This is a genomic window from Cellulomonas sp. WB94, assembly GCF_003115775.1.
GTDB lineage: Bacteria > Actinomycetota > Actinomycetes > Actinomycetales > Cellulomonadaceae > Cellulomonas_A.
Map to the genome: position 1 here is coordinate 2,161,445 of NZ_QEES01000002.1, position 22,244 is coordinate 2,183,688.

At 73.4% G+C, this 22,244-nt stretch carries 18 protein-coding genes, 1 tRNA gene and 1 pseudogene; 13 read left to right on the plus strand and 7 right to left on the minus strand.

Annotation, left to right across the window (positions count from 1 at the left end; all coding sequences use genetic code 11):
• Window positions 1–22: 22 nt before the first annotated feature.
• On the plus strand, window positions 23–4,624 hold the full coding sequence (locus DDP54_RS11205; RefSeq protein WP_109131804.1) for an ATP-binding protein: 4,602 nt from the start codon (window positions 23–25) through the stop codon (window positions 4,622–4,624).
• 61 nt (window positions 4,625–4,685) lie between these two features.
• The gene (locus DDP54_RS11210) at window positions 4,686–4,904 is read left to right on the plus strand and encodes a hypothetical protein (protein WP_109131805.1); all 219 of its coding nucleotides are present in this window, start codon (window positions 4,686–4,688) and stop codon (window positions 4,902–4,904) included.
• 69 nt (window positions 4,905–4,973) lie between these two features.
• Here the strand turns inward: DDP54_RS11210 and mscL are convergent, their stop codons facing one another.
• Together mscL and DDP54_RS11220 are read right to left on the minus strand one after the other, a co-directional pair.
• Window positions 4,974–5,429 carry a large conductance mechanosensitive channel protein MscL gene (gene mscL, locus DDP54_RS11215; RefSeq protein WP_109131806.1) on the minus strand — a complete coding sequence of 152 codons (456 nt, stop codon included), beginning with the start codon at window positions 5,427–5,429 and terminating at the stop codon, window positions 4,974–4,976.
• A 34-nt stretch (window positions 5,430–5,463) separates the two neighbouring features.
• Complete coding sequence (locus DDP54_RS11220) at window positions 5,464–6,129, minus strand: SAF domain-containing protein (protein WP_242448354.1); 666 nt, start codon at window positions 6,127–6,129, stop codon at window positions 5,464–5,466.
• Here DDP54_RS11220 and DDP54_RS18915 point away from each other — a divergent pair.
• Window positions 6,124–6,420 (plus strand): hypothetical protein, encoded by a 297-nt coding sequence (locus tag DDP54_RS18915; protein WP_347338535.1) that lies wholly within the window; start codon window positions 6,124–6,126, stop codon window positions 6,418–6,420. The two genes, DDP54_RS11220 and DDP54_RS18915, sit on opposite strands and share 6 nt — an antisense overlap.
• Window positions 6,421–6,434: 14 nt before the next feature.
• Here the strand turns inward: DDP54_RS18915 and DDP54_RS18920 are convergent.
• Window positions 6,435–6,608: pseudogene (locus DDP54_RS18920) on the minus strand (FmdB family zinc ribbon protein); the annotation flags it as partial.
• A gap of 111 nt (window positions 6,609–6,719) precedes the next feature.
• On the opposite strand from DDP54_RS18920, the gene DDP54_RS11230 reads away from it, so the two are divergent.
• Window positions 6,720–9,293, plus strand: a complete 2,574-nt coding sequence (locus DDP54_RS11230; RefSeq protein ID WP_242448355.1) for a penicillin acylase family protein — start codon at window positions 6,720–6,722, stop codon at window positions 9,291–9,293.
• On the opposite strand, the gene DDP54_RS11235 is transcribed toward DDP54_RS11230, so the two are convergent.
• Window positions 9,271–9,924 (minus strand): 5-formyltetrahydrofolate cyclo-ligase, encoded by a 654-nt coding sequence (locus tag DDP54_RS11235; RefSeq protein ID WP_109131809.1) that lies wholly within the window; start codon window positions 9,922–9,924, stop codon window positions 9,271–9,273. The two genes, DDP54_RS11230 and DDP54_RS11235, sit on opposite strands and share 23 nt — an antisense overlap.
• A gap of 76 nt (window positions 9,925–10,000) precedes the next feature.
• On the opposite strand from DDP54_RS11235, the gene glp reads away from it, so the two are divergent.
• The 5 genes from glp to DDP54_RS11255 all read left to right on the plus strand — a co-directional run bounded on the left by glp (window position 10,001) and on the right by DDP54_RS11255 (window position 13,065).
• Window positions 10,001–11,230, plus strand: a complete 1,230-nt coding sequence (gene glp, locus DDP54_RS11240) for a gephyrin-like molybdotransferase Glp (protein WP_109131810.1) — start codon at window positions 10,001–10,003, stop codon at window positions 11,228–11,230.
• A complete protein-coding gene (locus DDP54_RS11245; RefSeq protein ID WP_109131811.1) occupies window positions 11,230–11,832 on the plus strand; it encodes a GNAT family protein in 603 nt (200 codons plus the stop codon). The genes glp and DDP54_RS11245 overlap by 1 nt, the downstream gene beginning before the upstream one ends.
• A 72-nt stretch (window positions 11,833–11,904) precedes the next feature.
• On the plus strand, window positions 11,905–12,246 hold the full coding sequence (locus DDP54_RS18650; RefSeq protein WP_242448356.1) for a hypothetical protein: 342 nt from the start codon (window positions 11,905–11,907) through the stop codon (window positions 12,244–12,246).
• A gap of 53 nt (window positions 12,247–12,299) precedes the next feature.
• The gene (locus DDP54_RS18655) at window positions 12,300–12,938 is read left to right on the plus strand and encodes a hypothetical protein (protein ID WP_242448357.1); all 639 of its coding nucleotides are present in this window, start codon (window positions 12,300–12,302) and stop codon (window positions 12,936–12,938) included.
• Window positions 12,939–12,992: 54 nt separating this feature from the next.
• Window positions 12,993–13,065 (plus strand) — tRNA-Ala (locus DDP54_RS11255).
• A gap of 78 nt (window positions 13,066–13,143) precedes the next feature.
• On the opposite strand, the gene DDP54_RS11260 is transcribed toward DDP54_RS11255, so the two are convergent.
• Entirely contained in the window at window positions 13,144–14,175 is a 1,032-nt protein-coding gene (locus tag DDP54_RS11260; RefSeq protein ID WP_146192415.1) for a DUF4349 domain-containing protein, read from the minus strand.
• 191 nt (window positions 14,176–14,366) lie between these two features.
• On the opposite strand from DDP54_RS11260, the gene DDP54_RS11265 reads away from it, so the two are divergent.
• The gene (locus DDP54_RS11265) at window positions 14,367–15,836 is read left to right on the plus strand and encodes a family 20 glycosylhydrolase (protein ID WP_242448358.1); all 1,470 of its coding nucleotides are present in this window, start codon (window positions 14,367–14,369) and stop codon (window positions 15,834–15,836) included.
• Between the two features lie 20 nt (window positions 15,837–15,856).
• Here DDP54_RS11265 and DDP54_RS11270 read toward each other — a convergent pair whose 3' ends face one another.
• Window positions 15,857–17,548, minus strand: a complete 1,692-nt coding sequence (locus DDP54_RS11270) for a phospholipid carrier-dependent glycosyltransferase (protein WP_109131814.1) — start codon at window positions 17,546–17,548, stop codon at window positions 15,857–15,859.
• Window positions 17,549–17,658: 110 nt separating this feature from the next.
• On the opposite strand from DDP54_RS11270, the gene rsmI reads away from it, so the two are divergent.
• Window positions 17,659–18,519, plus strand: a complete 861-nt coding sequence (gene rsmI / locus DDP54_RS11275) for a 16S rRNA (cytidine(1402)-2'-O)-methyltransferase (protein ID WP_109131815.1) — start codon at window positions 17,659–17,661, stop codon at window positions 18,517–18,519.
• 28 nt (window positions 18,520–18,547) lie between these two features.
• Window positions 18,548–20,314 (plus strand): ABC transporter ATP-binding protein, encoded by a 1,767-nt coding sequence (locus tag DDP54_RS11280; RefSeq protein ID WP_109131816.1) that lies wholly within the window; start codon window positions 18,548–18,550, stop codon window positions 20,312–20,314.
• Window positions 20,315–20,324: 10 nt separating this feature from the next.
• Here the strand turns inward: DDP54_RS11280 and DDP54_RS11285 are convergent, their stop codons facing one another.
• Window positions 20,325–20,945, minus strand: a complete 621-nt coding sequence (locus tag DDP54_RS11285; protein ID WP_109131817.1) for an isochorismatase family protein — start codon at window positions 20,943–20,945, stop codon at window positions 20,325–20,327.
• 89 nt (window positions 20,946–21,034) lie between these two features.
• Here DDP54_RS11285 and DDP54_RS11290 point away from each other — a divergent pair, with 89 nt between their 5' ends.
• Window positions 21,035–22,216 (plus strand): aminotransferase class I/II-fold pyridoxal phosphate-dependent enzyme, encoded by a 1,182-nt coding sequence (locus DDP54_RS11290; protein ID WP_109131818.1) that lies wholly within the window; start codon window positions 21,035–21,037, stop codon window positions 22,214–22,216.
• Window positions 22,217–22,244: the final 28 nt, after the last annotated feature.

Genomic DNA, 22,244 nt, shown 5'->3' on the forward strand with positions numbered 1-22,244 from the left:
CCGTGCGGTTAGCGTTCCCCACGTGACCGTCCCTGCGCGCACGTCCGGCTCGGGACCCGGAATGGCACCCGAGTCCGACGCGACCACCTCTGTCGACCCGACGGCCTCGTCGTCGGCGCCGGTCCTCGTCTCCTCGCCGTCCGCCGACGAGCTCGTGGCCGGTGCGGTCGCGACCTGGCGCGGTGCGCTGGTCGAGGCCGCCGGTGGGTCGACCCTGTCCAACGTCGATCTCCTCGGTGACGCCGCGCTGGACCTGTCGGCGGCGCACCCGTCGGGCATCGCGCAGCTCTTCGCGGGCCGCGAGACCCGCCTGTCCAACCTCGTGCGCGAGGGTGGCTCCCTCGCGACCGCGAAGCGCCGGGCCCGGAGCGTCGGGTCGCGCGCCGAGAGCTACGCGCAGCGCTACGGCATCGCCCCGACCTACCTCGCGATCGGCGTGGCGACCTGGACCGAGCGGACGACGCCGGACGTCGCGTCCGACGACGTCGCGGCCCTCGCCGCGGTCACGCGCGCGGCCCGGGTCCAGCGCGCCGCATCGGCCTACGACGTCGACGCCGACGGCGGGACGCACACGCCCGCTGAGCCCCGCACGGTGCGTGCGCCGGTGCTCCTGCGGCCGGTGTCGCTGCGAGCCCGGGGAAGCGGCGAGAGCGACTACGAGCTCGCGCTCGAGCCGTCGCTCGAGGTCAACCCGATCCTGGCGCGCGCGCTGCGCAGCCGCGGCGCGCTGCTCGACCCGGGTGCGGTGGCACGCGGAGCATTCACCGGCACCGGGTTCGACCCGCGGCCCGCGCTCGACCGGCTCACGTCGCTCGGCGCCGCCGTGCTCGAGGACTTCGAGCTCGTCGAGCGCATCGTCGTCGGAACGTTCGTGCACCCCGGACAGGTCCTCGTCGACGACCTGGACGCGCTGTCCGGCACGCTCGACCGGCACGAGGTCGTCGCAGCGCTCGCGGGCGTCGAGGAAGCGCGCGCGGGTCTGCGGCGCCCGGTGCCCGCCCCGGTCCGCGGCGACCGGGACCCCGATCTCGAACGTGGCGTCGGGGACCTCGACGCCGCTCAGCAGCATGTCCTGGACGTGATCGCGACCGGTGAGCACCTGTTCGTCGACGCGCCGACCGGGAGCGACGTCACCGGCATGCTCGCTGCCGTCGTGGCCGACGCGGCAGCGTCGGGGCGCACCGTCCTGTACGTCCCCGGGCACCGGCGGGCGTCCTCGGCGCTCAAGGCTCGGCTCGAGCAGCTCGGTCTCGACGACCTCCTCCTCGACGTGGCGCCCGAGGCCGGCTGGCGCACCGCCGTGGGCCGTCGGCTGCTCGGTGCGATGACGCTCGAGGTGCGGCCGCCCGAGCACACCCGCATCGACGGTGTGCGCCGGGACCTCGTCAAGCGGCGCGAGCAGCTGCGTGCCTACGTCGCGGGGCTGCACGCCGAGCGCGAGCCGTGGGGGGTCTCTGCGTACGACGCGCTGCAGGCGCTCGCGCGGCTCACCGCCGCCCGCCCCGCCCCTCGCACGACCGTCCGGCTCGGCGTCGACGTCGCGCGCGTGCTCGACGCCGAGCGGCGCACCGCGCTCGCGGCCGACCTGGCCCGGGTGTGCGAGCTCGGCGCGTTCACGCTCCAGCCGTCGGACACCCCCTGGTTCGGTGCCGACCTGCTGACCGACTCCGCCGCGCACAGTGCGCTCGAGACGCTCGGACGCGTGCTCGGCTACGGACTGCCACGCCTCACCGAGCGGGTCGCGGAGGTCTCGGCAGCGACCGGACTGGTCCCCGCCACGACCGTCGCCGCCTGGGGTGAGCAGCTCGTCATGCTCGGCGGCATCCGCGGTGCGCTCGACCTGTTCCAGCCGATGATCTTCGAGCGGACCGCCGCCGACCTCGTCGCCGCGACGGGCACCAAGGAGTGGCGCGAGCAGCACGACCTGCCCATGGGCTACTGGCTCCGTCGTCGCCTGCGCAAGCAGGCCAAGGACATGGTCCGCCCGGGTCGCCCCGTCGCCGACCTTCACAGCGCGCTCATCGAGGTGCAGAAGCAGCGCCAGATCTGGCAGGCGCACTGCCCTGCGGGCGGCTGGCCGCAGCTGCCCGAGGGGCTCGCCACGATCGAGGACGAGTTCCGCGACCTGAGCGCCGACCTTGACGAGCTCGACGCAGCGCTCACCGGGACACCCGGGGGAGCCGGCCTGTTCGAGGTGCCCCTGCCCGAGCTCACCGCCCGGCTCGCCCGGCTGGTCACCGACCGCGCCGCGCTCGAGACGCTGCCCGCGCGGACCGCTCTCGAGCGTTCGCTGACCGCCGCGGGTCTCGGCGACCTCCTCGCCGACCTCGCGCGTCGTCGTGTCGACGCCGAGCTGGTGGGTGCCGAGCTCGAGCTGGCGTGGTGGAGCACGGTGTTCGAGCAGATCCTCACCGCCGACCCGGCCCTCGCGGGGTACGACGGCGCGACGCTCGGGCAGCTCTCTGCGGAGTACGCCGCCTTCGACCGTGAGCACGTCGCGAGCCTGTCGACGCCGGTGCGCAACGCGGTCGTCGGCCACATCGGCACGGCCTTGCGCATGCACCGCGACCAGGCCGAGGCGCTGTTCGGCGAGCTCGTCGAGGACCGCATGACTTCCGTGCGCGAGACGGTCGCCCGGTACCCCGACGTCACCCGGCGGCTGCGCCCTGTGCTCGCCGCCTCACCGATGCTCGTGCCGCAGCTGCTGCCCGCGTCGCGCACGGTCGACGTCGTCGTCATCGACGCGGCTGCCCAGCTGCCCGTCGAGGTCGCCGTCGCGGTCATCGCCCGGGGTCGGCAGGTCGTCGTCGTCGGCGATGCGCGCTGCGCGTCCGGCACCGCCGTGCGTGACCTCGCCGACGTCCTGCCGGTGGTCGCGCTGCGTGCCGACGCGTCCCGCCGCGACCCGTACCTGACCGCGTTCCTCGCGGCGCACGGCTACGAGGGTGTTCTCAGCCCGACCCCGCTCCCCGAGAACTCACCGCTCGTGCGGCTCGACGTCGTCGACGGCACCGGCATGCCCGACGCCACCAGCGGGACCGTCGAGGGTCCGCGCGCCGAGGTCGAGCACGTCGTCGAGCTCGTCCTGACGCACGCGCTGACCCGCCCGGACGAGTCGCTCGCTGTGCTCACGCCGTCGATCGTCCACGCCGACCTCCTGCGCGAGGCGGTGCTCGCCGAGGTGCGCGCCAACCCGAGCCTCGCCGTGTTCTTCGACTCGGGCCGCGTCGAACCCTTCGTCGTCGCCGACCTCACGGGGGTCGCCGGGCTCCGCCGCGACGCCGTCATCTTCACGCTCGGCTACGGACGCACTCCGCACGGTCGGGTGCTGCACCGCTTCGGCCCGATCGGCGATCCTGGCGGTGACGCCCGCCTGCTCGACGCGCTCGGCGCGACCCGGCACCGTCTCGACATGGTCGCGAGCTTCGCCGCGGCGGACCTCGACCCCGCCCGGCTGCGCGGTCCGGGCGCACGACTGCTCGCCGACCTGCTGGCCTTTGCCGAGCGTCGCGGGCAGGGTGCGACGACGGATGCGCTGACGAGGGTCGCCGTTCCCGAGCCGGCCGTCCCCGAGCCCCCGATGACCGACGACGCGGGCGACGAATCGACCGGCTCCGACCTGGCGGACGGCGCGTCCGGCTCCGACCTGGCGGACGGCGCGTCCGGTTCCGACGCAGTCGCCGACGCCGCACCTGTCGATGACGAGCCGATCGAGTCCGGCGCCGGTGAGCAGACGATCGCGACCGCGGACCACGCGGAGCCCGACCGTCTCGTCGTCGACCTGGCCGAGCGGCTGTGGCGCCACGGGCTCGTCGTCGAGATCGACCACGGACTGCCCGGCGGCACGCGCATCCCGCTCGCCGTGGGCCACCCGGACCTCCCGGGACGCCTCCTGGTCGCCGTCCTGACCGACGACGAGGCGTACGTCTCCGAGCCCAGCATCCGCGTCCGCGACCGCCAGGTCGCCGACCGTCTCGACCGTCTCGGCTGGAGCGTCGTGCGGGTGTGGTCTGCCGCCGCCTTCCTCGACCCCCAGGCCGAGGTCGACCGGATCCGGCGCGCCGTGCACGCCACCATGCTCGCGTCGCCGCGGGCGGTCGCCCCTCTGATGGTGACCCCGACGGTGAGCGACGACGACCTGCTGCCGGTCGCGACCGAGACGCCGATCGACGGGATCGGGGTGGTGGCGCCGGGCCTCACGGACCTCCCGGCCCGGCCGGTCGCCGCGGCGTTCATCCCGGCGCCCGCTGTGGCACCCGCACCCGCACCCGCACCCGAGCAGCCGATCATCGACTCGGTCCCGCAGGCCGCTGCCGAGGTCGCCGGGCTGCACGTCGTCGCGGACGCCGTGCCGGCCGCCACGCCGGCCGCCCCGGTCCTGCACGTCGAGCAGCCGACCCTGGCCGTGCCGACCGGTCCCCGGCCCCACGTGCGATCCGGGCTGCCGGTCAGCGCCTACAGCGACGACGAGCTCGACGAGATCATCACGTGGATCACGTCTGACGGCTCGGAGCGCAACCGCGAGGAGCTCGCTGCCCGCGTACGCGAGGAGCTCGGGATGACGCGGCGCAGCTCGCGGGTGGACGCCGTCGTGGCCGCCGCTGTCCGTCGCGCGACCCGCTGAGCATCGGCGGGACGACCCGGGCGTTCCGGGCTACCGGACGACGCGGTGGGATCATGGAGCCGTGACCGTTCCGACCGAGCCCACCACCCCGATCGCCTCGAACGAGCCGAGCCCGGCGAGCACGGCTGCGCCCGCGGCGACGGCACCCGTCGTGCCCCGCGTGATCGACGACACTCCGCTCATCCCCGACCGCAGCGCCGACGACTCCGACACGGGCTGGCACGAGGGTGCGGACTCGAACGACGAGCGACTGCTGCGGGACGTCCCCCCGCACTGGTGAGGACAAGACAGCGACGCCCACGGCCCCGAACGGACGTGGGCGTCGCTGTCGAGTGTCTGACCGAGGGTCTCAGACCACCGGGGGCGTCCCCGGACCGGTGCCGGGGGTGGCGTCGTTGCGAATCGCGGGGCTGGACTGCCCGGCGAGCAGATCGCGGATCTCCTGCAGCAGGAGGATGTCCTCGGACGGTGCGGACGGCTCCTCGACGAGGCCCTTCTTGCGGCGCTCGGCGAGGGAGTTGATCGGGAGAACGATGAGGAAGTAGACGGCCGCCGCAATGAGCAGGAACTTCAGAAGACCGTCCAGGACAAGGCCGATCGAGAAGTCCGCGTGGTTGAGCGTGAAGTTCCCGACGGCCGTGAGGTCCGGCTGGCCGAAGATCGCGGCGATCAGCGGAGTGACGATGCCGGTGACGATGGCTGTGACGACGGCTCCGAACGCGGCACCGAGAACGACGGCGACGGCGAGGTCGATCGCGTTGCCGCGAGAGATGAAGTCCTTGAATCCATTGAGAATGTTCTTCATGGCACTCCCTCAAGTGACGGTGATGACGCCCGAATCATTCCACAATGACCGCACTCAGCAGGGCCGACGGGCCAGCCCCTGCGAGTGCCGCTGCTTCAGCGGGTGCGACGGCGAGCAGCAGCGGGGGCGCGCTGTCATCGGCATTGCGACCCGCGCGATCGCCTGAGGCGACGACGAGCGCCCCGCGAGCGAGCGGTCGGCCCGTCGTGCCGTCGTCGGTCGCCGCGAGGACGTCGACGCGCGTCCCCGTCGCGAGGAGGGCAGCGACGGCCGGGTCGGCGAGCCGCACCGCGGCCACGACGGTGCCGGGAGGCGCCGTGACCAGGTCGTGCACGAGAAGTCCGTCGACCATCGGGAGGCCGGCGGGCACCTCGACCGCGAGCGAGGCCCCGACGAGCGGCTCGGCCGAGGTCGGCGCCCCGGACGGTACGAGACCGCTCGGCATCTCGGCGAGGTCGAGGTCGGACGCGACGAGGACGTGCCCGGCGGACAGCGGGTGTGACGCGACAGGCACAGAGGACGTCTGAGCAGGTGGGGGACGCAGCTCACCGACGACGACGGCGCACGCGATCCCGAGCAGCAGGGCCGTCACCGGCAGGCGAGCGCGCCACAGCAACACACGCAGGGGAGGCAGACGCCGACGACCGGCGCTGCGGTCGAGGGGCGCGCGGCGAAGGTCGAGGTCGTCGGGGGAGTGCACGCCGCGACGTTAGGAGCGACCGGCCTCGGTGCGGCGCGACCGGAGCACGTGCGGTTGCTGCAGCAGCGCGGGGCTGAGCTGGGGGTGGGTCAGCTCGTCGCGGCGGAGGCGGAGCTCGAGGAGCTGGACGAGGTGTTGGACGTCGCGCCGGCGGCAGCCTTCGCCGGGGCGGTCGTCGTCGGGGAGGACGAGGAGTCGCTCGACGACGCGGCCGGGGTCGACGTCGAGGCCGAGGACGACGTCCCCGCCGACACCGTCGACTTCGACTTCGAGCGCGAGTCGTTGCGGTAGAAGCCCGACCCCTTGAACACGACGCCGACGGGCGAGAACACCTTGCGCAGCAGACCGTCGCACACCGGACACACCGTCAGCGAGGAGTCGGTGAACGACTGCTGGATGTCGAAGCTGTGGCCGCAGACTGTGCAGGTATAGGCGTAGATGGGCACTGAGGTCTCCCGTGACGTCGAGCGGAGCGGCACTGCCGGGTCCCCGTCGCAAGGGGCCGTGCTAGCACTCTCCAGGTCCGAGTGCCAATGTTACTCGCGTGCGCAAGCCGGGTGGGCTGCGCCCGTTCGGGCTACCCTCCCAACGTGCCTCGTCGTCGTGCTGTCCGTCTGTCGCTCGTGGTCGTCGCCGCGCTGCTCGTGGTCGTCCTGGTGGCCGCCACGGTCCTGACCTTCGCCGTGATCCGGCGACCGCTGCCGCAGGTCACGGGATCGGTCCAGCTGCCGGGCCTCGCCGCCGAGGTCGCCGTCACGCGCGACGCCCAGGGCGTGGCGCACATCACGGCCGACAGCTCCGCGGACCTGTTCCGGGCCCAGGGCTACGTGCACGCGCAGGACCGGTTCTTCGAGATGGACTACCGCCGCCACGTCACCGCGGGCCGGCTGTCCGAGCTCGTCGGTGAGAACGCGGACGCGCTCGAGGCCGACAAGGTCATCCGCACACTCGGGTGGCGCCGGGTGGCCGAGCAGGAGCTGCCGCTGCTGGCTCCCGCCACGCGCGACGCCCTGCAGGCCTACGCGGACGGCGTGAACGCCTACCTCGCTCAGCGGGACCCGTCGTCGCTCGCCGTCGAGTACACGATCCTCGGCCTGCAGGTCGACGTCGCGCAGCCCGAGCCGTGGAGCCCGGTCGACTCGCTCGCGTGGCTCAAGGCGATGGCCTGGGACCTGCGCGGCAACTACGACGAGGAGCTCGCCCGCGGGCTGACCTACTCCGCGGTCCGCGACGTCCAACGGGTCGACGAGCTCTTCCCGCCCTACCCGCAGGACCTGCACAGCCCCATCCTCGACGCCGCGAGCGTGCAGACCCCCGTCGCGACCACCACGTCGTCCGTCCTCGACCTGGCCGACTCGGGCGTGCAGCAGGCGCTGACCGCGGTCGACGCGGCCCTCGCGGCCGTCCCGCACCTGCTCGGCTCGGGGGAGGGCATCGGCTCGAACTCGTGGGTCGTCAGCGGCGCGCACACGGCGTCCGGCAAGCCGCTGCTCGCCAACGACCCGCACCTGTCGATCTCGGCTCCGGGCATCTGGTCGCAGGTCGCTCTGACCTGCCGCGAGGTCACCGCCGCGTGCCCCTACGACGTCGCGGGCTTCTCGTTCGCCGGACTTCCCGGCGTGATCATCGGGCACAACGCCCAGCTCGCGTGGGGCCTGACCAACCTCGGCGCGGACGTGACCGACTTCGTGCTCGAGAAGGTCATCGACGGGTGGTCGCTGCGCGACGGCGAGCGGGTGCCGCTGACGACGCGGACCGAGACGATCAAGGTCAACGGCGGTGCCGACGTCGAGCTGATCGTGCGTTCGACGAGCCACGGCCCGCTGGTGTCCGAGGTCCTCGGGGTCGGGGACGCGGGAACGGTCCCCATGCCCGACGGGTCGCCGGCCGGGCGTTACGAGGTCGCGCTCGAGTGGACCGCGCTGAGCCCGGGGCGTACCGCCGACGCGATCCTCGGCCTCGACGTCGCCGCGACCCCCGCCGACGTCGCGCGGAGCGCCGCCCTCTTCGACGTGCCGTCCCAGAACATCGTGTACGCCACGACCGACGGTCACATCGGCTACCAGGCGCCGGGGCGGATCCCGGTGCGGGCGGACGTCGCGGGCGCACCGCTCCCGTCGGACGGCTCCTGGCCGCGGCCGGGCTGGGACAGCGCCTACGACTGGACGGGCTACGTCGATGCGGCGCAGATGCCCGCGGTCGAGGACCCTGCGGCGGGTTTCATCGTCGCGGCGAACCAGGCGGTGACCCCCGCCGGCGTCGGTCCGTACCTGACCTCGGACTGGGACTACGGCTACCGGTCGCAGCGCATCCGCGACATCCTCACCCGCGACATCGAGGCCGGCACCCCCCTCGACGTGGCGAGTGCGGGCAGTCTCCAGCTGGACGACCACAACCCGTTCGCCGATGTGCTGGTGCCCGCGCTGCTCAGCGTCCACATCGCCGACTCGTTCGACGACGACGGCCAGCAGCTCCTGCGCACCTGGGACCGCCGCTCAGGGACGGACTCGGCCGCGGCCGCCTACTTCGCCGCGGTCTGGAAGACGCTCCTGCGGCTGACGTTCTGGGACGAGATGCCCGACGGCTACGAGCCCGACGGTGGCGACCGGTGGCTCGAGGTCGTCCGCACCCTGCTCGACCAGCCCGACTCGCCGTGGTGGGACGGCCACTCCACCGTGGGCGTGGTCGAGGGACGCGACGAGATCCTCACGCGCGCGCTGGTGTCGGCGCGAAGCGAGCTCACCGCGTCGCTCGGCAAGAATGCGAACGAGTGGCGATGGGGCGCGCTGCACACCGCTGCGCCGCAGCACCCGGTCCTCGGAGGTCCGTCGCTCCCGGCCCTCGTCCGGCGCCTCGTGAACCCGAGCCCGCTCGGGGTCGCGGGCGGATCCGCTCTCGTCGACGCGACGAGCTGGGACGCGTCAGCGGACTCCTTCACGGTCACGAGCGCGCCGTCGATGCGCATGGTCGTCGACCTCGGCAACCTCGACGGCTCGACCTGGGTCAGTTTCACCGGGACGTCGGGACACCCGGCGAGCGTCCACTACACCGACCAGTTCGACGCCTGGGCGACCGGGCGCACCTTCTCCTGGCCGTTCACGCCGACCGCGGTCGAGACCGGCGTCCGCGACAGGCTGACGCTCAGGCCGTCGTCGGGCGGCTGAGCAGCTCGTGCCACTCCTGCGGCGTCGCGACGGCGTCGACGGGGCGGTCGTGCGACTGGCGGGGCAGCGGGCGGACCTCGGCGTCGTACAGCTCCACGGGGAACACGACCCCGATGACGCGCACGCCGGGTCGTAGGTTCTCGAGCGCGCGGTCGTACCAGCCGCCGCCCTGCCCGAGCCGGGTCCCATGCGTGTCGATCGCAAGCGCAGGTGCGATCACGACGTCCGCCTCCGCGAGGGCCTCGGCGCCGAGCGTCGGCGTGCCCGGCTCGGGCGGGCGACCGGGTGCGCGCTGCCGCAGGTCGCCGGCGCCCGCGTACTCGGCCCAGTCGCGCTGGAGGCCGGCGCCGAGGATCGGCATCAGGACGCGCACGCCGCGTGCCGCGAGCCGGTCGAGCAGCCAGCTCGTGTCCGGCTCGCCCGGGCGCGACGCGTACAGCGACACGCAGCGCGCGCTCGCCACGTCCGGGATCGTCTCGATGACATGGGCGAGGCCCTGGCCGGCCTCGGCCCGTCGACGCGGTGAGCGCAGCTGGCGAGCCTCGCGGATCGCGCTGCGCAGCGACTCCTTGAAGTCCTCGATGTCCGAATCGTCGCTGACGTGCGGGTACGGCTGGGCATCGATGCGCATGGGTACCAGTCTCTCAAACGCCGGACCCGCCCCGCACCAGCACCGTCCGTGACCCGACCCGGGGCACAATGCGGGCATGAGATCCGTCCAGGACCACCTGGCGGGCGTGCTCGCCGCAGTCGGCCCCGTCCCGCCGCTCGACGTCGTGCTGGCGGACGCCGTCGGCTGCATCCTCGCGGCCGACGTCACCGTCGGGTCCGACGTCCCTTCGCTGCCGGTGGCCGCACGTGACGGCTACGCCGTGGCGGCCCACGAGACGGCCGACGCGGGGTTCGCCGGCGGGCGGTCGCTGCCCGTGGCCCACGACGTGCTCGCTGGTGCCGTCGCCCCGCTGCGTCTGGCGCCGGGGCAGGCCGTCCGCATCGCGTCGGGGGCGCCGATGCCGGTGGGTGCCGACGCCGTCGTCCCCATCGAGGAGACCGACCGCGGCTCGGTGCGGGTCTCGTTGCAGCGACCAGCCGTTCCGGGTCAGCACGTGCGCACCGCGGGATCCGACGCGCGTGCGGGCGAGGTCGTGCTCGAGGCGGGCACCCGGCTCGGTGCCCGTCAGCTCGCCCTCGCCGCAGCTCTCGGTCGCGGCCGGCTGCGCGTCTTCCCCAAGGCGCGGGTGGTCATCATGTCGATCGGCGACGAGCTCATCGAACCAGGCTCGCCCCGGCGCGACGGTGCCGTGTACGAGGCGGACGGTCACGCGCTCGAGACCGCCGTCCGGGACGCGGGGGCGGCCGCCGTGCGGGTGGGCATCGTGTCGGACGATCGCGCGATCCTGCGGGAGGCGCTCGAGGACCAGCTCGTCCGCGCCGACCTCGTGCTCACGACCGGTGGCCTGAGCGAGCTCGCGCGCGACACCATCAAGGACGTCCTCGCGCCGCTGGGCACCGTCCGGTTCGACCACGTCGCGATGTCGCCCGGGCACCGGCAGGGGTTCGGGACGATCGGCGGCGGCCTGCGGGACGGCGCGGTGCCGATCTTCGCGCTGCAGGGCCACCCCGTCGCGGCCCAGGTGTCGTTCGAGGTCTTCGTCCGCCCCGCGCTGCGCGCCATGGCCGGTCACACGGACCTGTTCCGCCCGTCCGTGACGGCGGACGCGACGGTCGGCTGGTCGTCGCCGCCCGGACTCCGCCAGTTCGTTCCCGCGTTCGTCGTCGGCTCGCCCGCCGAGGGGTACCAGGTGACGCCGGTCGGCGACCCCGCCGCGGCATCCGTCACGGCACTGTCGCGCGCCAACGCGCTCGCCGTCGTCGGGGAGCAGGACGTCGTCGTCCACCCCGGCCAGCGCGTGCACTGCCTCGTGCTGGAGGGCTGATGGCGGTGGGGTGGCCGGTGGCACTGACGGCCGGCGACGTTCGTCTGCGACCGTTGCGACGGTCGGACCAGCGCACGTGGATGGCGCTGCGTGCGCAGAACGCCGCATGGCTCGAGCCCTGGGATGCGACCTCCCCGGTCCCGGTCCGCGGCCCGCGCCCGTCGTTCGGCGAGTTCGTGCGGTCGCTGAGCTCGCAGGCTCGATCGGGCGGGTCGTTGCCGTTCGCGGTCGACTACGAGGGGCTGCTCGTCGGCCAGCTGACCGTCACGGGCATCATGTACGGGTCGTTGCGGTCGGGCTCGATCGGCTACTGGGTGTCCCAGCACGTCGCCGGACGCGGCATCATCCCGACCGCGGTCGCGCTCGCGACGGACCACTGCTTCGAGGTGCTCGGCCTGCACCGCGTCGAGGTCAACATCCGCCCCGAGAACGCGCCGTCGTTGCGCGTCGTGGCGAAGCTCGGCTTCCGCGACGAGGGCCTGCGGGAGCGGTACCTGCACATCGGCGACGAGTGGTGCGACCACAGGTCGTTCGCCCTGACGACCGAGGACGTCCCGGGCGGCCTCCTCAACCGCTGGCGCGGGCGATCGCTCGCGACGTAGATCTGGTCGGTCGCGGGCGACACGCCGCCGGCGGTCCCTGGGGCATGGGTACCCTGCACCTACCGTCATGACGTGAACAACAGTCCCGCCGGTGTCGTCACCCTCGCGGTGGCGGGCCTGTGGGTCGCATACCTGGTGCCGCAGAAGCTGCGGCACCGTCAACAGCTGCTCGAGTCGCGGACTGATGATCGCTTCTCCGGGGCCCTGCGTGTGCTCGCCGTGACCGACCGCACCGGTCGGAACACACGGGTGAGCGACTCCCGGGCCCGGTCAGGCGCCACACCGGACTGCGCCGCGACAGCGGACAAGCGCGTCGGGCTGCTCACCCCGAGCCGGGGGTCCCGCTCGTGGCGATCGGTGGTGCGAACGGAGGCAGTGCCGTGGATCGACCGCACGGAACGCAGGACAGGCTGAGCGCCGACGCGGCCAGACGCGCGGCGCAGCAACGCGCTGCCCAGGTGGCTGCTGTGGCACGCCGCGGTGCGGCCGCCCGCCGCCGTGCCGTCCTCGCCGTCACGCTGCTCGTCGCGAGCATCGCCGGGTGGGCCGTCACAGGCCTGACCGCGGTGACTGTCGCCGCCGGGATCGTGCCGAGCGTGCTGTTCGTCGGCGTGCTCGTGCTCGGGCGCCGCGCGGTCGTCGCCGGCCATGCCGCGGACGTCGAGTGGGAACGTCGCCGTCGGGAGCACGCCCTCGCGCCGGCGCGAGCCAGCGCGCACGCGCCGGCCGTGACCGGTCGTGCGGTGCGCCCGTCGGACTCGCACACCGAGGTCTTCGCCCGCATCCTCGACCAGGTGGACGGGGTCCCCTCGGCAGCGACCAGCGACGCGAGCACCGTGGTCCGTCGCAGCACCCGCCAGGGCGCGCAGGCCGACGGCGAGAGCGCCGAGGACGAGTGGTCGCCCGTCCCGGTGCCGCGTCCCACGTACACGCTCAAGTCGCCCGCGCCGCGCCGCGAGCCCGCGCCGCTCGGCGAGGTCGAAGGTTCGACGGAGATGCGCGCTCCCGCCGAGGCCCCCGCTGCGGTCGTCGAGCCGCCCGCGGGGACCACCGGCTCGATCAACCTCGACGAGGTGCTGGCACGTCGCCGAGCAGCAGGGGAGTGACCGCCACGATTTCGTGACGGACCGGCTCTGGGTGTTAGTGTGTTGCCCGCTTGAGGGGCTGTGGCGCAGCTGGTAGCGCGCCTCGTTCGCATCGAGGAGGTCAGGGGTTCGAGTCCCCTCAGCTCCACCCTCACCAGGGCGGTCGCCCCGCGGAGACGCGGGACGGCCGCCCTGTGGCATGTCCCCCCTGACGGGGCGCGGCGCGTCAGAGCGCGGGCGGCGCGACCTCCGGCGATGCGATCCCTGACTGCGCGGACCCGGACTGCGCGGCGGGCGCAGGCCCCGACTGAACGGCCGGCCCGGGCCCGGACTGCGTGCTCGGCGCTGACGCGGGCCCGTACGACGAGGTCGCCACCGGTCCGACCACGGACGCGCCTGCCCGACGGCGACGCGCCCACCGCAGCGAGGCCAGGACGGCGAGGGTGATCACGCCGGCGAACGCGAGCCACGGCAGCAGGACCCCCACGACGAGCACGAGGGTGCTGAGCATCCCCACGAGCGCGTCCCACCCCGCCGCGAGCCCTCCGAGGAACCCATGGGTGGTCGGTTCCGGGGCGTTGCCCGGTGTCGACAGGGTGATGTCGAGCGTCGACAGCGCGACCTGCTCCGCGAGGCGGGCGCGCTGCGACTGCAGGCTCTCGAGGTTCGACTGACGCTCCGTCAGGGCGTTCTCGGCGGCGATCAGGTCAGCGTTCGACGTCGCGCGCGAGAGCAGCTCCTCCATGCGCGCCACCGACAGCTTCAGGGCCCGGATCCGCGCGTCGAGGTCCTCCGCGGTGCCGGTGACGTCCTGGGCGGACAGGTTCACGCGATCGACGTGGCCGATGTCCTCGAGCTTGGTGAGCGTCGACGTCAGGTCGTCGGACGGGATGCGGACCGTCAGCTGCGCGTAGGCGTCCCTGCCCTCGGCCGCGCTCTGCTCCTGACGGGCATCGACGCGGCCGCCCAGGCCCTCGACGAGTGCCACCACGGCGCTGGCTGCCTTGCGCGGGTCGTCGACGGTGAGCTGAGCTGTGCCCGTCGTGATGACCTGGCGCCCGGCTGCGTCGGAGGTGCCCTGCTCGGCAGCCGCTCCTGCCTGCGGCGCGGCACCCGACAGTGCGCCACCGTCCTTGCCAGCGTTGCTGTCGACCGCCGACGTCGAGCTGCCGCTCCGGTCCGCGGAGCAGCCGGCGAGCAGACCGACCAGGACGACAGCCACGACAGCGGCACCGCGGAGCCTCACGAAGTTCCTCATGCTGCGACCGTAGGGCTCGGGGGTGCGCCCCGTGCCGAAGTGACCCGATCGTGACGGCTCCGACACCTGATCGAGGCCGTCCGCCCTGCCGTAGTGTGCACGGAGGCTCGGCGTGCCGCGCACGGACGCGCACGCACGGACGAGTGTGCACGGATGAGACCGGGAGGACCGCAGTGCCCGAGGTGATCGGCGTGATCCCGCGTCCGCACGTGTGCGAGCCGGGCGGCGGGGCGCCGTTCGAGGTCACGGCGAGCACGGCCATCGTGGTCCGTCCGACCCCCGAGGAGATCACGCTGGCCGTCGTCGCCGCCGACCTGCTCAGCAGCGGCGCGGGGTCGCCCGTCGAGATCCGGTACGTCGACGACGGCAGCGCCGGAGTCATCGCGCTGCACCTGACGCCCGACGGCAGCCCCGCCGACGACGAGCGCTACACGCTGACCGTGACGGCGTCTCGCGTCGTGATCGACGCGCCGAGGCGGACGGGGCTCGTGCACGGCCTGGCGACCCTCCGCCAGCTCCTGCGCCCGGTCGGAACTGGCGCGGGCCGACGGCTCGTCGCCCCCGCGGTCCACATCGAGGACGCGCCGCGCTACCGGTGGCGCGGGCTGTCGGTCGACGTCGCCCGGCACTTCTTCGGCCTGGACGAGCTCAAGGTCCTCGTGACGCTCCTGACCCGCTACAAGCTCAACGTCCTGCACCTGCACCTCACGGACGACCAGGGGTGGCGTCTCGACGTGCCGTCGCGTCCGTTGCTCACGGAGCGCTCGGCGGGCAGCGCCGTGGGCGGCGACCCGGGCGGTTTCCTGCGCACCGTCGAGTACACCGAGCTCGTCGAGTTCGCCGCGGCCCGTGGTGTGACGGTCGTCCCGGAGATCGACATCCCGGGGCACGTCAACGCGGCCCTGCACGCGTATGGCGAGCTCACCCCGTCGGGGCGGCCCACGGGCGTCTACACCGGCATCGACGTCGGGTTCAGCCGCCTGAGCGCCGACGTCCCCGCGACGGAGGCGTTCCTGCGCGACGTCTTCACCGATGTCGCCGCGCTGACGCCGGGCCGGTACGTCCACATCGGCGGCGACGAGGTGACCGAGATGTCGGCCGAGGAGTACGCGCGGCTCGTCGGGATCGCCGCGGCCGCGGTGCACGCAGCGGGCAAGCGCGTGGTCGGCTGGCAGGAGGTCGCGTCGGTGTCGCTCTCACCCGGGAGCCTCGTGCAGGTCTGGGACCACCGGCTGGACCCGACCGACGTGATCTCGGCGGTGCGGGCGGGTGCCCGCGTGCTGCTGTCGCCCGGCCCGCACGCCTACCTCGACATGAAGTACGACGCGTCGACCCCGCTCGGCCTGGAGTGGGCGGGGCACATCGAGCTGCGCGACGCGTACGAGTGGGAGCCGTCGACGTTCCTCGCCGGCGTCCCGGCCGACGCGATCGAGGGCGTCGAGGCAGCCGTGTGGACCGAGACCATCCGCAGCCTCGACGAGCTCACCACCATGCTGCTGCCGCGGCTCGCCGCGCTCGCCGAGGTCGCCTGGTCGGCGCCCGAGGACCGCGACTGGGCGGACTTCCGCGTGCGCGTCGCGCAGCACGGGGCGGTGTGGGACCGCGCGGGGTTCGCCTGGTACGCGAGCCCGCAGGTCGACTGGGTCGCCGGCCCGGCCTGACGGTCAGATCCAGCTGACGGTCAGATCCAGCTGGGCAGCCACATGTGCATGTGCCAGAACGAGTACGGCACGACCCAGGCCGTCCAGATCGGGTAGAAGAACGCGCTGACCACCACGATCAGCGCCACGAAGGCGCCCACCCACGCGATCGCATGACGGCGGCGGACCGGGTCCTGACCCTCGCGCGGCCCGACGACGAGCCCCAGCACGTACGTCAGGGTCAGGACGACCCACGGTGTGAACGCGATCGAGTAGAACGTGAAGATCGTCCGGTGGGAGTACGCGAACCAGGGCAGCCAGCCGGCAGCGATCCCCGACAGCACCGCGCCCGCACGCCAGTCGCGGTTCAGCACGAGGTAGGCCAGGGCCACCAGGACGGCCGCCGCGGCGCTCCACCACAGCAGCGGGTTGCCGAGCGACGTGATGGCCTGCGAGCACGAGCTCGCACCGCAGGCCTGCTGGGCGGCGTCCCCTGTGAGGCCTGAGATCGAGGACGGGTAGAAGTACGACGTCGGGCGCCACTGCACGATCCACCCGAGCGGCGCCGCGGCGTACGAGTGCGGGGTGACCAGGTGGTTGTGGAAGTACCACATGTCGGTGTGGTACTTCCACAGCGAACGCAGCGCCGTGGGCAGCCAGGTGACGCCCTGGTCAGGGTTCTGCTCGGCCCAGTGGCGCATGTAGCCGCCCGACGTCCGGAACCACGAGAACCACGACCCGAGGTACGTGGCGAACGCGAGCGCGACCATCGCGATCCCGGCGGGGATCGCGTCGCGCACCAGCGCCGAGACGTGCCACGGACGCACGCCGACGGCGCGACGGGCGGTCGCGTCCCAGAGGACGCTGAGCAGGCCGAACACCGCGAGGAAGTAGAGCCCCGACCACTTGGTCCCGATGCACAGCCCGAGCAGGACCCCGGCGGCAAGCCGCCACCACCGCCACCCCAGTCGCGGGCCCCAGCCGAGGTCCGCCCCCGAGTCGAGGACCGCGGCGGCGCGTCGCGCGAGGCGCCGCCGGGCCTGTTCACGGTCGATGACCAGCGCGCCGAACGCAGCGAGCGCGAAGAACATCAGGAAGCTGTCGAGGAGCCCGATGCGCGAGTGCACGATCGCCTCGCCGTCGACCGCGAGGAGGAGACCCGCGGTCGTGCCCAGCGCTGTCGAGGCGAACATCCGGCGCGCGATGCGGGCGACCAGGAGGACGGCGATGATCCCGGCGACGGCCGGCCCGAGCCGCCAGGCCGCCGAGCTCGTGACGCCGCCGCCGAGCTGGATCCCGAGCGCGATCATCCACTTGCCGACGGGCGGGTGCACGACGTACTCGGGGCTGATCCCGAGCATGCTGACGTCGCCCGCCTCGAACCGGGGGTTCGGGTCGTCGCCCCACCCGGCCTCGTAGCCGCGGACCAGCAGCGAGTACGCCTCCTTGACGTAGTACGTCTCGTCGAACACCAGGACGTGCGGCCGGCCGAGGTCCCACAGCCGCACGATCGCGGCGAGGGCGGTCACGGCGAGCGGCCAGAGCCAGCCGAGGAGGCGCGCGCGCGGGGTGCTGTCGAGCGCGAGCGTGCGCTCGCCGAGCAGGCGACGCAGGAGGCGGGTCTCGGTCGGCACGATGGGCTCGCCCAGAGCCTCCTCGACCGGACCGTACGGCGAGGCGGGGACGAGGTCGCCGAGCACGGCTGCGTCGTCGTCGTCAGGGGTGCGCGGCACCCGGTCATCGTAGGGGGACGCGCTGAGCCGAGGGCTGGGAACGGCCCGACCGCTCGCGACGGGTGCAGGCGTGCGGGGCAGGTCGCCGGCGAGGTGGCAGGCTTGCGGACGTGACCCACCCCGACGCCCCGCCGACCGGCCGTCTCGTCCTCGCGGCGACGCCCATCGGCAACGTCGAGGACGCTTCGCCGCGGCTGCGCCGGCTCCTCGCGGAGTCCGAGGTGGTCGCCGCCGAGGACACGCGCCGGCTGCGTGCGCTCGCTGCCCGGATGGGCGTGACGATCGGCGGCCGGGTCGTCAGCTACCACGAGCACAACGAGGGCGAGCGGGCGGGCGAGCTGCTCGACGTCGTCCGCGGCGGCGGCACCGTCGTGGTCGTGACTGATGCCGGCATGCCGTCCGTCTCGGACCCAGGGTTCCGGGTCGTCGCGGCGGCCGTCGAGGCGGGCGTGCCGGTGACTGCGGCGCCCGGACCGAGCGCGGTCCTCACGGCGCTCGCCCTGTCCGGCCTGCCGACCGACCGGTTCTGCTTCGAGGGGTTCCCGCCGCGCAAGCCGGGCGAGCGCGCACGAGCTCTCGCCGAGCTCGCGACCGAGCGCCGGACGTTGGTCTTCTTCGAGGCGCCCCACCGCCTCGGCCAGACCCTCGCGGCGATGGCCGACGCGTTCGGTCCGCAGCGCCCCGCCGCGGTGTGCCGCGAGCTGACCAAGACGTACGAGGAGGTCGTGCGCGGCCCGCTGGTCGACCTCGTGGCCTGGGCTGTCGCGGGCGAGGTGCGCGGCGAGATCGCGATCGTGGTCGGCGGCGACGTCGGGCACCCCGTGGCCACGACGGCCGACCTCGTCGCGGAGGTGCTGGCGCGCGCCGACGCCGGCGAGCGGCTCAAGGACGCCGTGGCCGACGTCGCGGAGACGGCCCGCGTCCCCAAGCGCGAGCTGTACGCGGCGGCCCTTGCGGCGCGCACCCGCTGACCAGGGTCGAATCGTTACGATGGCAGCCATGACCTGCGATCGGCTCGAGGAGGACTACGACGGCGCCCGGCCGGTGCGCACCCTCGTGCACCTGTTCGCCGGCCAGCGCTGGCGCATCGCGCTCGCGGCGTTCGCGTTCGCGCTCAAGCACTCGCCCGTGTGGATCATGCCGCTGCTCACGGCCGAGGTCATCGACATCGTCGTGCAGCACCGCCCGCTGCGTGACCTGTGGTGGTCGGCGGTCCTCATGTCGGTCTTCATCGCGCAGAACTACCCGCTGACCTGGGTGTACACGCGTCAGCTCTCCGTGTCGGTGCGGACCGTCGAGACCAACCTGCGGATGGCGTTGGCGCGCCGGCTGCAGGAGCTCTCGATCGGGTACCACCGTCGGATCAGCGCCGGGGTGCTGCAGGCCAAGATCGTCCGTGACGTCGAGAACGTCGTGGAGACCACCCGGCAGACATTCGACTCCGGCATGGCGGCGACCACGACGCTCGCGGGGGCGATCGTCATCACCGCGGTGCGGGTCCCGGAGTTCCTGCCGGTGTTCGTCGTCGCCGTCCCGGTCTCGGCGCTGCTCGTCACGGCGATGCGCCGCCGGATGGTCGCCCGCAACGCCGCGTTCCGCGTCCAGGTCGAGCGGATGTCCGCGCGCGTGAGCGAGATGACGCACCTCATCCCCATCACGCGCGCGCACGCGCTCGAGCAAGACGAGCTCGACCGGATGGGGTCGTCGCTCGTGGGCGTGCGCGAGGCGGGCATCCGCCTCGACGTCGTCAACGGGCGGTTCGGCGCCCTCGCCTGGATCACGTTCCAGCTGCTGAGCGTCGGCTGCCTCGTCGGGGCGGCGTGGGTCGCGTGGACCGGCAGGTTCGACGTGAGCGCGGGCGACGTCGTCATGCTGTCGAGCTACTTCATGGCGCTCACGGGGTCGGTGACCGCGCTGCTCGGCCTGGCGCCCGTCGTCACGAAGGGGCTCGAGTCGGTGCGGTCGATGGGCGAGGTCCTCACCGAGCCCGACCTCGAGCGCAACGCCGGCAAGGCCCTGGTCAGCGAGGTCGCCGGGGCGGTCCGGTTCGAGCACGTCGGTTTCGCGTACGACGACGCGCCCGACGAGCACGCGATCGAGGACTTCAGCCTCGACGTCGTGCCGGGGGAGACAGTCGCGCTGGTCGGGCCGTCGGGGTCGGGCAAGTCGACGGTGCTCAACCTGGTCATCGGGTTCCTCAAGCCGACGTCGGGCCGGATTCTGCTCGACGGGCGCGACGTGACCGGGCTCGACCTGCGCAGCTATCGGAGGCACCTCGCGGTCGTGCCGCAGGAGTCGCTGCTGTTCGAGGGCAGCGTGCGCGCGAACGTCACGTACGGCAGCCCCGAGCTGACCGACGACGCCGTGCGCGCCGCGCTGCGTGACGCCAACGCGCTGGACTTCGTCGAGCAGATGGGCGGGCTCGACGCCGTCATCGGTGAGCGTGGCGCCCGGCTCTCGGGCGGTCAGCGCCAGCGGATCGCGATCGCCCGGGCCCTCGTTCGCAACCCGCGCGTGCTCGTGCTCGACGAGGCGACCTCGGCCCTCGACACCGCATCCGAGCGGCTCGTCCAGGAGGCCCTCGCGCGGCTCATGCACGGACGGACGACGTTCGTCGTCGCGCATCGGCTGTCGACGATCCAGGGCGCCGACCGGATCGTCGTCATGCGGGCGGGACGGCTCGTGGAGATCGGGTCGCACGCCGAGCTCATGGCGGCCGACGGGCCCTACTCGGCGCTGCAGGCACCGGGCGCCCAGGCGCGCTGAGCCGTCCGGATCACACGGCGGACGAGGGGACCAGCTCGACCCCGGCCGCGGCGAGCTCGGTGCGCGCGGCGGCGCCCTGCTCGGGCGTGACGGGCACCGTCAGGTCGGTGAGCACCCGGGTCGCCAGGCCGAGCGCGTGGGCGTCCAGGGCCGTGGCCTTGACGCAGTGCGACTCGGCGATGCCGACGACGTCGACCGCCGCGATCCCCGCGTCACGCAGGACCGTCTCGAGCGTGCGGCCCTGCGGGTCCGTCCCCTCGAAGCCCGAGTACGCGGCGGCGTACGCGCCCTTGCGGACGCTCGCGTCCGGGTGGAGGTCGGCGAGGGCGGGGTGCAGCTCGGCCTCGGCCGTCCCGGCGACACCGTGCGGCGGCCAGGTGTCGACGTAGTCCGGTGCGTCGCTGAAGTGGGCGCCCGGGTCGACGTGCCAGTCCTGGGTCGTCACGACGGCGTCGTAGCGGTCCCGGTGCGCCGCGGCGTAGGCCGCGATGGCGCCGGCGACCGCATTGCCGCCGACGACCGCGAGCGCACCGCCCTCGCAGAACGTGGGCTGGACGTCGACGACGAGCAGGGCGCGGCGGACGTCGTGGGTCGTGCCGTCGTCGGCTGTGGTCGGGTGCGTCGTGGTCATCGCAGGTCCTCCCGCGGGTCGTCGTGCGGCTGGGCGTTCCCACCTTCTCAGATCCGCGCGGCGTCGCCATCGGGCGCTAGCGTGCGTCTATGGAGTTCCGTCACATCCCCGGCCTGCCGCCCTACGTGTTCACCATCATCGAGGCCCTCAAGCTGGACGCCCGGCGCGCGGGGCGCGACGTGATCGACCTCGGCTTCGGCAACCCCGACCTGCCGAGCCCGCCGATCGCCGTCGACAAGCTCGTCGAGGCGGCCCAGCTCGCGAAGAACCACCGGTACTCGTCCTCGCGCGGCATCCCCAAGCTGCGCCAGGCGGTCGCGGACCTGTACCTGCGCCGGTTCGGCGTCACGCTCGACCCCGAGACGGAGATCATCTCGACGATCGGCGCCAAGGAGGGGTTCAGCCACCTCATGTGGGTGCTGCTGCAGCCCGGTGACGCGGCGATCGTGCCGACCCCCAGCTACCCGATCCACATCTGGGGCCCGTACTTCGCGGGCGCCGACGCGCGGCAGGTGCCGATCGGCGACGGCGACGACGGGTCCGGCTACATCGACCGGGTCATGGAGGCGTGGGAGCTCGGCTGGCCGAAGCCGCGCGTCGTGGTGCTCTCCTTCCCGCACAACCCCACGACGACGACCGTCGACCTGCCGGACCTCCAGCGGCTCGTCGACTGGGCGCGCGAGCGCGACGTCGTCCTCGTCCACGACCTGGCGTACGCCGACATGTGCTTCGACGGGTGGACGCCGCCGTCGATCCTCCAGTGCGTGGGCGGCAAGGAGGTCGCGGTCGAGCTGTACTCGATGACGAAGTCGTTCTCGATGGCCGGCTGGCGCGTCGCGTTCCTGGTCGGTCGGCCCGACGTCGTCGGCGCGCTCGCGAAGCTCAAGAGCTACCTCGACTACGGCACGTTCCAGCCGATCCAGATCGCGGCGACCGTGACCCTCAACGAGGCCGTCGACTACCCGACCGAGCTCAGCGCCGTCTACGAGTCGCGGCGCAATGCGCTCGTCGACGGGCTCGGTCGCATCGGCTGGGACATCATCAAGCCCCGAGGCACGATGTTCGCCTGGGCCAAGATCCCCGAGCCCTACGCGGACCTGGGCTCGATCGAGTTCGCCGAGCTGCTCGTGCGCGACTGCGACGTCGCCGTGTCGCCCGGGATCGGGTTCGGACCCGGTGGGGACGGGCACGTCCGGTTCGCGCTGATCGAGAACGAGCAGCGCATCGCCCAGGCGATCCGCGGGCTGCGCCGGGGGCTCACCCGGCTCTGACGGCACGCTCTGACGAAGCACAGGACAG

Coding starts and splice junctions, on each gene's coding strand:
- DDP54_RS11285 (WP_109131817.1), bottom strand. CDS start 20,945: ATGACCACGACGCACCCGACCACAGCCGACGACGGCACGACCCACGAC.
- DDP54_RS11260 (WP_146192415.1), bottom strand. CDS start 14,175: ATGAGGAACTTCGTGAGGCTCCGCGGTGCCGCTGTCGTGGCTGTCGTC.
- mscL (WP_109131806.1), bottom strand. CDS start 5,429: ATGAAGAACATTCTCAATGGATTCAAGGACTTCATCTCTCGCGGCAAC.
- DDP54_RS11245 (WP_109131811.1), top strand. CDS start 11,230: ATGGCGGTGGGGTGGCCGGTGGCACTGACGGCCGGCGACGTTCGTCTG.
- glp (WP_109131810.1), top strand. CDS start 10,001: ATGAGATCCGTCCAGGACCACCTGGCGGGCGTGCTCGCCGCAGTCGGC.
- DDP54_RS11280 (WP_109131816.1), top strand. CDS start 18,548: ATGACCTGCGATCGGCTCGAGGAGGACTACGACGGCGCCCGGCCGGTG.
- DDP54_RS11235 (WP_109131809.1), bottom strand. CDS start 9,924: ATGCGCATCGATGCCCAGCCGTACCCGCACGTCAGCGACGATTCGGAC.
- DDP54_RS11290 (WP_109131818.1), top strand. CDS start 21,035: ATGGAGTTCCGTCACATCCCCGGCCTGCCGCCCTACGTGTTCACCATC.